The following is an 11,975-nucleotide window of genomic DNA, read 5'->3' on the forward strand; positions in this document are numbered from 1 at the left end:
GCGGAAGTGGCGAAATTGGTAGACGCACCAGATTTAGGTTCTGGCGCCCTAGGCGTGAGAGTTCGAGTCTCTCCTTCCGCACCATTAATAGCAGTACCAAACAGACCAGCTCACGCTGGTTTTTTTGTATCTGAAATTTGCCTCTCCCAAGTTTTTCTCTCGCGCCTCTATTAACCCATCTCCACGTTAATTTCCGTTCACGTCACTCTTCGCTTATTCCGAGCACGCCTTGCCATCTTGTCTCCCGGCCATAAAAAAGCGGCCCGCAGGCCGCTGGTGCACACATTCATCATCCCGGTTATCAGAACGGGAAGAACCAGGGGATCGCTACCACGCTCACCGCCATCACCAACAGGGTGAATGGCACCCCGATACGGATAAAGTCGGCGAACTTGTAGTTGCCCGGCCCCAGTACCAGGGTATTCACCGGTGACGAGACCGGCGTCATAAAAGCGGCCGAGGCGGCGATGGCAATGGTCATGGCAAACGGATAGGGCGAGACTCCCATCTGTTGCGCCGTGCCCAGCGCAATGGGCGCCATCAGCACAGCTGTCGCGGTGTTGGAGATAAAGAGCCCAATCACGGCACAGAGGGCAAACAGGCTGGCCAGCATCACCCGCGGCCCCATCTCCCCCACCGCATTCATCAAGCCACCGACGATCAGATCCACCCCGCCGGTTTTTTGCAGCGCCAGCGCGAAGGGGAGCATGCCGACGATGAGGATCAGGGTCGGCCAGTGGATCGACTTGTAGGCGCTCTCCATGTCGATGCAGCGAAACTTGCCCATCAGCAGACAGGCGATCAGCGCGGCAATCACGTTGGGCACCGGATCGGTCACCATCAGCAGGATCATCACTCCAAGACAGAAGAGGGCATGGATCGCCTGGCTGCGGGCGGGGGCCATCTCGTCCACTTCAGCGGGCAACCCCATCAGCAGAAAGTCGCGGCTATGGGTCTGCAACTGTCTGATGTGGCTCCAATTCCCTACCACCAGCAGGGTGTCGCCCATCTGCAGCGGCTCATCCACCAGCTTGCCTGCCAGCGCTTCACCGTCGCGGCGCAGCCCCACCACGCTCAGACCATAGCTGGAGCGGAAGGTCACCTCACGCACGCTTTTACCCAGCAGCTTGGACTCAGGGATCAGCGACACCTCGGCCATCCCCACCTCCCGCGCCTGATCGGAGAAATACTCCCCGCGCAGGATCATCGGCTCGAGCCGCGCCTCGCTGCAAAACGCCCGCACATCCACCTCGGGGTCTGACATGTCGATTAGCAGCACATCCTTGGCCTGGAACTCACTGATCCCCGACACCGGCACCATCACCCGGCGGAACTTGCGCCAGCGTTCCACCCCGATAACGTGGGCACCATAACGGGCGCGCAGTTGCAGCTCGTCCAGGGTGTGACCAATCAGCGGGGAGTCCGGCCGCAGCGCCAGACGACGGGCCCGACCGGCCAGTCGGTAGTCTCGGATCAGATCGCGCAGAGTGCGGCGCCCGGTCGGCTTGCCTTTACCCTCTTCCCCTTCACCCACCAAGGAGCCGCGCACCAGCAGCATGTAGAGGATGCCCAGCCCCAGGATCAGCACGCCCATGGGGGTGAAATCGAAGAACCCGAAACCATGTATGCCGTGGCGCATCAGCTCGCTGTTGACCACCATGTTGGGGGGCGTGGCCACCAGCGTCATCATGCCGCTGATCAGCCCGGCAAAACCGAGGGGCATCATCAGGCGACCGGCCGGGATCCCCATCCGGTTCGCCACACTCAGCACCACCGGGATAAAGATGGCCACCACCCCGGTGCTGCTCATCACAGCCCCCAAACTCGCCACCGCGACCATCAGCAACACCAGCAGCTTGGTCTCGCTGCTGCCCGCCACCTTAACCAATGCATCCCCCACCTGATAGGCGATGCCGGTACGCACCAGCCCCTCACCCACCACAAACAGGGCGGCAATCAGGATAACGTTGGGATCGCTAAAGCCCGCCAGCGCCTCCGGCAGGGTGAGGGTGCCGCTCAGCACAAAGAGGATAATGATCAACAGGGCGACCACATCCATGCGCACCTTGTTGGTCATGAAGAGATAGATGGCGCCAGCCAGCAGACAGAGCACCCAGACAAGCTCGGAATTCAATACAACCTCCTTTTATCACGTGATTCTCCTCCCGGAGAGTGGACTCTATCAGACCACAGCCACGGCGCTATCATCTTGCTACATATCAATAAAGTCCGGCCCGCCGGGGCCCCATAACCCATCACTGCTGGAATAACCGGGCAGCAGCGGCGATTTCTTTGATATGGGCCAAGCCCGGGGCGGACAAAAGTCCTGCCCCTCCTCCCCCTCACCCCTTAGAATGGCCCCTCGCATACTTACCCTCATGCCCAAGGATCAGAAAATGAGCATATTCGAGCTGTTCAGCATCAATAACACGCTAGTGACCATACCGCTGGGTGGCGGCTATGCCATGTCATGGATTGAAGCCATCGGCACCCTGTTCGGGCTGGCCTGCATCTGGTTCGCCAGTCAGGAGAAGACCATCAACTACCTGTTTGGTCTGATCAACGTCAGCCTGTTTGCCATCATCTTCTTCCAGATCCAGCTCTACGGGCTGTTGATGCTGCAGCTGTTCTTCTTCTGCGCCAACGTCTACGGCTGGTACGCCTGGACCCGCCCCGCCAACGATCAGGGGGATACCCTGCAGATCCGCTGGCTCAGCAAATCCAAACTGATGGTGACCGCCGCCGTGAGCGTGCTGGCCATCGCCCTGCTGACCCGCTATATCGACCCGGTCTTCGCCACCCTGGCGCGCACCTCGGTCTCCCTGCTCAACCTGTTTGGTGCTAACCTTGCTACCCCCGAGCCCTCCCCCGATGCCTTCCCGTTCTGGGATGCCACCATGACGGTGCTCTCGGTGGTCGCCCAGATCCTGATGACCCGCAAATACGTGGAGAACTGGATCCTCTGGGTCGTCATCAACATCATCAGCATCGGTGTCTATGCGGCGCAGGGCGTCTACGCCATGTCGCTGGAGTATCTGATCCTGCTGTTTATCGCCGCCAACGGCACTCGCCTCTGGGTGATTGCCGCCAAGCGACAGCCACAAGGTCTGTAAGCCATGAGTCTGTTACCCCATATCCAGTGCCGCCCCGACCAGATTGCCGAGCGGGTGGTACTGTGCGGCGACCCGGCCCGGGTCGATCGCATCGCCAGCCAGCTCGAGCAGTGTGAAGTGCTGGGGCAAAACCGGGAGTTTCGCCTCATCAACGGCCGCTATCAGGGGCTGCCCATCACGGTTTGCAGCACCGGCATCGGCGGTGCCTCGGCCATCATCGCGCTGGAGGAGCTGGTGCAAGCCGGTGCCCGCTCGCTTATTCGGGTCGGCTCCGCCGGAGCCCTGCAGCACGACATCGGGCTCGGCGACCTTATCGTGGTGGAAGGGGCGGTACGCAATGAGGGCGCCTCGCAGGCCTATCTGCCCGCCGAGTACCCCGCCTGCGCCGATATCTGGCTGCAAGCGGCCCTGCTCAACCATGTGGCCACTGGCAGCCAGCCTCATTGGCACGGATTGGTACGCTCCCACGACAGCTTCTATCGGGATGATGAGCAGGAGGTGTGCCGCTACTGGCATGCCCGTGGTGTGCTGGGCGCCGATATGGAGACCGCCTCCCTGCTGACCGTGGGGCGCCTGCGCAAGGTGCGGGTTGCCGCCGTGCTCTGCAACGTGGTGCTGTTCGAGCAGGATGTGCAGGATGGGGTCAATGAGTACGTCAACGCCGAGCAGGCCATGATGAACGGCGAGCGAAACGCCATCGCCGCAGCCCTCCACGCCCTGGTGCAATAACCCGCAAATCGTTAATCACGGCACATTCGACAGGAGGCGGGCTGGTATCCGGCCCGCGCTCTTGCTAGCCTCATGGCCCTCGTCATCGGTGCGACAGGTACGTCATGCAGCAACAGCCCTATCCCCTCGGTCGTTTTCACGCCGAACTCGCCAAACTGGAACCCCGCTTTGCCGCGGCGCTGGAAGCGTGCACCCTGTTTCTGCGTCGCTACCTGCCGGGCGAATCCATCATGCGGCAGGGGGAGCTGAGCGAGCAGCTCTATCTGGTGGGCGCAGGGCGGGTCTCCCTCAATAGCGCCGTCCACTCGGGCCGCATCTTCCAGCTCGGCGAGATTGAGTGTCACAGCCAGATCTTCGGCGAAATGGAGTTCTTCAGCGCCACCCCGGTGCAGTGGAACGTGGTGGCCGAGACCGAGCTGGATGCCCGGGTCATCTGCGCCAACAAACTAGCCCTGCGCCTGCTGGCAGAACCGGAGTTGACCCTCTTTTTCGCCGCCGCACTTGCCAGCGACTATCTCGATACCCTGGAGATCACCACCAGCCGGCTGCTCCACCCCATCGCCTACAACATCGCCTACGAGTTGTGGCGAGAATGCCAGCGCACCCCCATGCTGGGGTCACGCAAGCGGGCCCATGAGGCGGCGCGCTTCGGCACCACAGAGCGGGTTTACCGCCGCGCCCTCAAGGAACTGGTCGAACAGGGCATAATTGCCGACGGCAGCAATGGCCCCGTTATCGCCGATCTGGCCAGGCTGCGCGCCTATCTCGATCTTTGATTTCCATTCACCTCATTTCGATTCACCCAGTCAGGTGTCACTATGTCTGTTCATTCCTATCCCGAATTCACCTTCTTCAGCCGCTTCGTTGCCGATATTCAGGCGGGCAGCAAGACCATCACCATCCGTGACAAAAGCGAGGCCAACTGGCAGCCCGGCCAGCGGCTGGCCCTGTTCACCAACCCGGAGCACCAGCCCTTTGGCACCATTGAGGTGCTCTCGGTCAAGGCGGTCGCCTTCGATGAACTGAATGACGAGCACGCCCGTCAGGAGAACATGACCCTCCCCGAGCTCAAACAGGTGATCCGCGACATCTACCCCTATCTGCCGCCGCTCTATGTGATTGAATTCGTGCTGATTGAAGCCTGATTTTGTGAGCTGCCTCAGCTAACGCCGGTTGCGCTTTCTGGCTAAAAGCGCAAAATAACTGTTTTTATATACAGTCATTAGTGCGTTATGGAAACACAACTTGAACCGGCCATTGCGGCCATGGTGGCAGAATTCATTGCCGCAGGCCGCCCCAAGGCGAGCAGCCTGAGCTGGCAGGAGCGGCGTGAAGGCTATCTTGCTTCAGCCATATTGGGTGGTGAACGGGAAAAGGTTGGCGCTGTCGAAGAGTGGCAAAATGGCCATTATTCCGTTCGCCTCTATCAACCAACACCAACCTCAAGTGCAAGCCATCCGGCCCTGATCTACTTTCATGGCGGCTGTTTTGTCAGCGGTGAGTTCGACACTCACGACCGCCAGATGCGCATGCTGTGCAATCGCGCCGAGGCACTGGTGTTCGCGGTACATACCCGCCTTGCCCCTGAACACACCTATCCTGCAGCACATGACGATGCACTGGCAGCCACGCTCGCCATCATGGCCGATGTGGAGAAATGGCATGGGGATCCGGCAAGGATTGCCCTTGCGGGCGATAGTGCCGGCGGCCACCTAGCCCTGATCACCACCTTACGACTCAAGGAGCGAGGCGCCCCCTTGCCTGCCGCCCAACTGCTCATCTATCCGATGCTCGATGCTGCGGGCGACAGTGACAGCTATCGGCAGCTAGGGGATGATTACCTCATCACCCGCGACATGCTGTTAAGCGGTTTTCACGCCTATCTGGGTGAGCAGCCCGCCACTCACCCCGAAGCAAGTCCGCTCCATCATCCAGCCCTGTCAGGATTACCGCCGACCCATATCGTAACGGCGGAATATGATCCGCTGCGCGATGAGGGGGAAGCCTTCTATCGCAAACTGCTGCAAGCCGGTGTCACGGCTACCTGTCAGCGGCAACTGGGTGTGATACACGGCTTCTTCCAACTGGCCGGAGTCAGCCCCGCGGCGCGTCAGCTCATTGAACAACTCTCCGACTGGTTGCGTAACCAGTAACAGAGGACCAATTGCATCCATTTTCGCACGCCTTTATAGTTGCCAGCTGACTCAAACGCACCCTTGGTGAGCCCCATGTTAGATAGTACCAATCTTGCCCCACACGAACGATGGTGGCTGACTTTAACCTCCCCACAGATCGCCTTCCAGACCGAGTGGCGCGAGTATCTCAAACCCACCTCCCTGCGAGATGGCCTGGAGGAGAGGAATGCACTCGCCGACGACTGGGGCATTGAGAATCGCCTCGACTTGCACCGGCAGGTTCGTCAGCTGGCCTTTGGCGACTGCCACGGGCATCTCATGCTCGAGGAATACGGCGCCTTTCACTGCCTGCAACCGAGCCAGTGGCAAACCATGCGAGAGCGCGCAACCTCGCCGCGTCACCGCGCCTCACTCGATTTCGTGGCTCGTACCGCCCCCTATATCGGCCCCCATGGTGTGCAGGCATGGGACTATGGGCGCGCCTCGTACCTCACCCGGGAGGGGCTGCGTTTTGGCTGGGTCAGCGAGGAGGAGTTCGGCTTTATCCACAACCATCTCGCCCACCAGGCTCGTCGGCGTTACCACTCCTGGGAACAGTACACCCAGGCCTGGTATGCCGGCCGCTGCCTATGGAAATTCAGTCATGAAGAGGGGGAGCCGGAGCAAGCCGCCCAGGCTCTGCTACACGGCTGGATTGCCAGGGAGATGAGGACAATGCTGGCAGATGCGCTCAGGGATAAGGAGAACCCGATCCACGGACAGAGCTGGTACGAGGTCTCCCTACCCGACATAGATCAGCCCCAAAGCCTCATTGACCTCTTCAACAGCGATCCGCAGGAATAAAACATGGATATCTGGCAACGTCTCGGTCTTCAAGAGACCAACGATCTGGCCGCTATCAAGCGCGCCTACCATATCAAATTGCGTGACTGCCACCCGGAAGACGATCCCGAAGGCTTCCGCCTGCTGCGCGAGGCTTATGAAGAGGCCAGCCGGCCGCGTCCAGCCATGAGTGACGCCTCGAAGCCACAGACCGAGCTGGTTCGTCCGGCCGACGCCGCTGAACTGACCGCCCTGCTTGAACTGCTTGGGGATGCCAGCCGGCGATTTGTAATGACCGAATGGGATAAGTGGCAGACATCACTGCAGTCACTTTCGCTGGTGCAGCAGAGCCGGCTGTCGGACGAGGTGCTGCAACACATCTTTCAATGGCAATGGTTGCCAGCACCGGTGATCGAGCGTCTCTGGCAAGCGCTCGACTGGGCGTCACTGCTTCGCCTTTCCGGGGACATGCAAAAGAAGGGGGAATTTCTCGACTGGTGGCGTCAGACGCCGCTGGCAGCCCCTCTGAAGTGGCTTGCCACCCTTGATCATGCCCGTCAGCGCGCAGTGTTGGCCTTCTATCAGCCACTGCTGCTATCGCTCGAGGCAGGTGATCGCAATAGCGTGTTAGGGCTCATCTATCACTCAGCCCTCCCCATCGTCGGTGACCACCCGGACCTGCTTCGGCTGCAGTTGCGCGCGCTCCATGCCGCCGGTACTCACGGTGATCCCACCCACCGTCTTGCGCTCACACTTGCTCTGCTGGAGCAGGATCACCTCAGTGAAGATGACTGGCACCTGCTCTCCGACGCCAGCCTGCGCTGCGGCAAGGAACAGCTGGTGATGCAGGTCGCCGAGGCACTGGAAGAGCGGGAATACGAGGCGCTGCTCGCCAATCACCTTATCCAATGGCATCTAGACAGCGATCAGGAGCTGTCCCGCTGGCTGCAGGCATTCGCCACCGCCCAGAAGTGGCCCGCCTCACGCAGCGCCTATTGGGAACCCCAGTGGCTAATGCTGCCCTGGCAGCAGCCGGACCCGGTGGAAGAGTGGCTGCACGACCAGATGCTGGGGTTTGACAATATGCCGCTCACCGCCCTGGCGCTGGACGCGCTACCCGGCACACGTGGTGCCCTGGCCAGCCTATGGTGGCACAGCGAATACGGCACCTGGCAGGCACTGGAAGCGGCACTGACACAGCCCGAGCTGGCCGAGGCCGAGGGCGGCTGGCGGTACCTCGCACATCTGCTGCAACGCCACGCTCGCCGCAAACTGGCCGAGCGGCCAGCACTGCCCCTGCTTGATACACTGCTTGCCCGCTATGGCAACGATGACTGGCTGAGTATCGCGCCCCCCAGTGCCGAGCAGATTGCCTGCGCCACGCCGGAGCAGTGGCTCGATTGCCTGCGCCGCTATCCGCTGCTGCCTGACTCCTGGTTCAAGGCCATCGCCCAGCGCGCAAGCAATGAAGGATGGGATGAGCGGATGATGCTGGGGATGCATCTGGGCGCTCGTCTCTCTCATCAACGCTACTACAGCGATATGGTGCTCAGCGATGCCTGGCATGGCGAGAGCTGGCCCGGTTGTTTCCGCTGGGCACAGTTCTATTACGCCTACGCCTGGACACCGACACAGCATCTCGCTGCCCTGCGCCACGCCATGGGCGTGCTGCCCCCCAGCCAGGATGACACCCCGCTCGCCACCGTACTGCGTCTCTCGGCACAGCCCACTGTCTATCAGGCAGCCATCACCACGGCGTGCGCCCGCTGGCCAGAGCAATACGTGCTGTCAGTGACCCTGAGCAATCAGACCGATCTGCTGCGTAACTCGGAGGTGAGCGATCAGTCACTGCTCGACAGAGCCAGGGCCCATGAGTTGCCCGCGCTCGCCGCCCTGATTGGCCGGCGCCTCGATAACGAACCGGATCTCGCCAGCAGCATAGTGCTGTGGAACCTGCTGCTCTGCCACCCGGAGAGCAACGCAGCCTATGCCTACCTGCTGAGCCCTCTACGCAGACGAATGGAGGCCATTAGAAAGGAGTGGAATCTGGATTTGGCAAACTATCCGTATCACAAGGAGTCCCTCATATACGGATATCTGATTCAGGACACCGACACGATCACCGCGCCCACGATTCTGGAGCAGCATCTTCCTTGTGAGAATGCAGCCACCTTTGTCCATCCCAGTTGCTATTGCCTCGGGCTACTGACCCATGACGTGAATCGAAGCGGTTTTAACAGCCGACTCATCCAGCCGCTACTAAGGGACCAGGAATCGCTCTCCCCACCCCAGCGAGAGGCGGCCAGCCTCACGCTCGGTTACCTCGAAGACAAGCTCAATCAACAGCTTGAACATGACAGAGCACATGACCGCTCACGCTTCAAACAGCTGGGTAAAGGCGCGCTCCTGTTCACCATGCTCATCGGCTTGCTGCAACTCTTCATGGTCTTCCCGTTGAGCGACCACCCCTTCTCCATACTGGGTGATCCCTACATGGCCTGGAAAACGGAGCGTGGCAGTCTGATCGCCCTCTATAGCGTCTTGTTCTTGAACGTCTATCTCATCTATCAGGTAACGCGAGGCACCAAACGGCGACCCGTGTTACAGCTCTATTGGCTATGGAGCGCAATGTGGTTTTCGATTCTATTTCTCTCCAATTCGGCGTTTTGGGGACTGCCCATCTGGTTGGGGCATCTACTCGCCATCTCAGGCGTCAAAGCGGGAGAGCTGCGCCACGGGTGGCCCAAGGCATTCTATGCCAAGGGCCGCATGTCGCTTGAGGAAATTATTGGCTAGTGCCACTGCTTGAGCAGGGCATTCATCTCTTCGCGAAATGAGCGGATAAGCTGTGGGTCCTGGCCAGCCAGGACCCGTTCAAATTGCAGCAGCCACTGCTCTATCTGACGCCGCTCGTCACCGATGCTCTCTTCATAGAGTTGCTGTAATCGCTCGCTCAGGGTCAGATTGGGCAACGCATCGCGCGGATGTTGCTTGAGACGGGCCAGACGCTCTCGACTCTCGTGCTTGCCCTCTTCGGTCACGCCAGCCGGACTTCTGTCTATTACCTTCTGGAACTGCTCACCCGAATTCACCAGGGTAACGTCAACCTCCAGCATGCCGTTGATGTCATAACTGAAACGCACATCCACTTCCTGAATGCCCTTGCCGGTCGGCAACGGGATCTCGAGATCGTCCACATGCAGGTTGTCGCGCACCCAGAAGCGCTCCCCCTGATAGATGCTGATGCACACAGCACTCTGTTGTTCGTGACCACTGCGGTAACGCTCCACTCGTGAAGCTGGTACAACTGTATTGCGCTCGAGGATGGGACTAAAGATGCCGTGCTGGTCACCCTGGCTGACAGCGATGCCCAGCGTGAAAGGACAAACGTCTGTCATGATGAGTTCTTCAACCGCACTGTCACGCAAACGGCAGGCAGCTTGGATAGCAGCTCCCATGGCGACCACCCGATCCGGATCCAGCTCGTGGCGGCCAAAGCGACCAAGCAGACGCACCGCCATTTGTTGTACCTCGCTCTGGCGGCTCGCTCCACCGACAAAGATCAGCTCATCAACCTCGTCGGGACGCAGGCGCGCATCGGAGAGCGCCTGACTCAAGGGTTTACGTAACCGGGTGAGGGTATCGCGCCAGGTCTCGGTCAGCTCGCTTTCGGAGAAACTGAATTTCCGGTTCCACTCTGCACCAAGCTCGACATCAAGGCCGCTACCACTGCGATGACGTTTAGCCCGCTCGCAGGACAAATAAACTTGCCCGAGTTGGGAGAGCGTCAGTTCACCGCGATCGGTGTTGAGCCTGCTAAGCACCGCATCGACCAAATCTTGGGTAAAGTCCTCGCCACCGAGCCGATTGTCTCCCGCCGAGGCTCGCACCTCCATGATGCCATCCTGATACTCCACCACGGTCACATCGAAGGTCCCCCCGCCCAAATCAAACACCAGAAAACGGCGGCTGTACTGCTCATGCAGGCTGTAAGCCATGGCGGCTGCCGTCGGCTCGTTGATAAGGCGCACCGCATCAAGCCCAGCCAACTCGGCCGCCAGTCGCACCTGCTTGCGCTGCTGATCGCCAAAGTAGGCTGGCACCGAGATAACCACCTCGCTCACAGGGTGGCCGAGCCACGCCTCGGCATCCGACTTCAGGCTCCCCAGAACCAATGCACAGAGCTCGGTCGGTGTGTACTGCTCCTTGCCCAGTCGATAACGCCGCTCACTGCCCAGAAAACGCTTGAAGTGAGACGCTGTATTGGTAGGGTCCGTTAGCAGGCGGGTAGCAGCAGCCTGACCCACCAGCAGGGTGTTGTCCTCACCAATGCTGACAATCGACGGCGTCAGATCCTCGCCATGGGCATTAGGTATGAGTTGAGCCTGGCCCTCACGCCATACTGCGATCGCGCTGTTGGTTGTCCCCAGATCAATGCCAATGGCTGGGTTCTGCATCTGCGTCATGAGAATGCCTCTTCACCTTTTGACTACATGAAAGAGCAAGGATTGTGCTGTGCATACAAAAAGTGGTCAAGTGAAGCCCAACGTTAGTTCATCGGCTCATTTCACTCACAAGCCTTAATTGGCTTCAATTTGGCCTTTGCCGATCGATGTGTTAATAGTGTCCTCTTTTGAATCAGGGAGGTGACCCGAGTGTTTGAGATAGCGAGCCTGCGAGAGGGCATGATGCACGGGGTCGAGCTGTTCCAGCTGCTGCTGGAGATCATCTCCATCGCCTGTGTGGTGATAGGGCTTGGCAAGACCCTCTGGCTGGCGGCACGGATGGAGGATCACGAACCTGGCTTTCCGCGCATTCGCCTCTGTTTTGGCAGCTGGCTTATTCTGGCGCTGGAGTTCCAGCTCGCCGCCGACATCCTGGCCACCACGGTCGCGCCGAGCAAGGAGGAGCTGATCCGCCTCGCCATCATCGCGGTGATCCGCACTTTCCTGAACTACTTCCTCGGCAAGGAGCTGGAAGCCCAGACCGAACGCCAGCAGGAGCAGCGCAGCGAGCAGGCCAAGGCTGCTCAATAACCTCTATTCCTGCAGAGTATCGGTGCTAAGTGCCGTGTCATCCCGACCACCGCCGTGGCCTGGGATGGCACCTTTGTGACCCTTCCCGCACTTTTGGCAATCAGCCAACTATGGAACCCTTTTCAAGGTTTCCCCTGCCC

Annotated in this window: 10 protein-coding genes and 1 tRNA gene; 9 read left to right on the forward strand and 2 right to left on the reverse strand. The window is 59.9% G+C overall.

All coding sequences use genetic code 11. The annotated features are described in order from the left end of the window. A tRNA-Leu gene (locus AACT07_RS01430) sits at positions 1 to 84 on the forward strand. Between the two features lie 217 nt (positions 85 to 301). Here the strand turns inward: AACT07_RS01430 and AACT07_RS01435 are convergent. After that, positions 302 to 2,134, reverse strand: a complete 1,833-nt coding sequence (locus tag AACT07_RS01435) for an SLC13 family permease (RefSeq protein ID WP_069526379.1) — start codon at positions 2,132 to 2,134, stop codon at positions 302 to 304. Positions 2,135 to 2,396: 262 nt separating this feature from the next. On the opposite strand from AACT07_RS01435, the gene pnuC reads away from it, so the two are divergent. The 7 genes from pnuC (at position 2,397) to AACT07_RS01470 (ending at position 9,595) form a co-directional block, all read left to right on the forward strand. Beyond that, positions 2,397 to 3,113, forward strand: a complete 717-nt coding sequence (gene pnuC, locus AACT07_RS01440; RefSeq protein WP_069526380.1) for a nicotinamide riboside transporter PnuC — start codon at positions 2,397 to 2,399, stop codon at positions 3,111 to 3,113. Positions 3,114 to 3,116: 3 nt separating this feature from the next. Further along, positions 3,117 to 3,842, forward strand: coding sequence for a nucleoside phosphorylase (locus AACT07_RS01445; protein WP_069526381.1), 726 nt, complete (start codon positions 3,117 to 3,119; stop codon positions 3,840 to 3,842). 104 nt (positions 3,843 to 3,946) lie between these two features. Beyond that, positions 3,947 to 4,618, forward strand: coding sequence for a Crp/Fnr family transcriptional regulator (locus tag AACT07_RS01450; protein WP_069526382.1), 672 nt, complete (start codon positions 3,947 to 3,949; stop codon positions 4,616 to 4,618). A gap of 42 nt (positions 4,619 to 4,660) precedes the next feature. Continuing rightward, positions 4,661 to 4,987: a N(4)-acetylcytidine aminohydrolase gene (yqfB, locus tag AACT07_RS01455; RefSeq protein WP_069526383.1), complete on the forward strand. Its 327-nt coding sequence runs from the start codon at positions 4,661 to 4,663 to the stop codon at positions 4,985 to 4,987. A gap of 87 nt (positions 4,988 to 5,074) precedes the next feature. Further along, a complete protein-coding gene (locus AACT07_RS01460; RefSeq protein WP_069526384.1) occupies positions 5,075 to 5,995 on the forward strand; it encodes an alpha/beta hydrolase in 921 nt (306 codons plus the stop codon). 75 nt (positions 5,996 to 6,070) lie between these two features. Then, positions 6,071 to 6,820 (forward strand): DUF1266 domain-containing protein, encoded by a 750-nt coding sequence (locus AACT07_RS01465; RefSeq protein WP_069526385.1) that lies wholly within the window; start codon positions 6,071 to 6,073, stop codon positions 6,818 to 6,820. Positions 6,821 to 6,823: 3 nt separating this feature from the next. Then, positions 6,824 to 9,595, forward strand: coding sequence for a hypothetical protein (locus tag AACT07_RS01470; protein WP_069526386.1), 2,772 nt, complete (start codon positions 6,824 to 6,826; stop codon positions 9,593 to 9,595). On the opposite strand, the gene AACT07_RS01475 is transcribed toward AACT07_RS01470, so the two are convergent. Further along, positions 9,592 to 11,265 (reverse strand): Hsp70 family protein, encoded by a 1,674-nt coding sequence (locus AACT07_RS01475; protein ID WP_069526387.1) that lies wholly within the window; start codon positions 11,263 to 11,265, stop codon positions 9,592 to 9,594. The genes AACT07_RS01470 and AACT07_RS01475 overlap by 4 nt on opposite strands. A gap of 189 nt (positions 11,266 to 11,454) precedes the next feature. Here AACT07_RS01475 and AACT07_RS01480 point away from each other — a divergent pair, with 189 nt between their 5' ends. Continuing rightward, positions 11,455 to 11,835: a DUF1622 domain-containing protein gene (locus AACT07_RS01480; protein ID WP_033115688.1), complete on the forward strand. Its 381-nt coding sequence runs from the start codon at positions 11,455 to 11,457 to the stop codon at positions 11,833 to 11,835. Positions 11,836 to 11,975: the final 140 nt, after the last annotated feature.

The organism is Aeromonas sp. ANP5 (genome assembly GCF_963870295.1).
Classification (GTDB): domain Bacteria; phylum Pseudomonadota; class Gammaproteobacteria; order Enterobacterales; family Aeromonadaceae; genus Aeromonas; species Aeromonas veronii.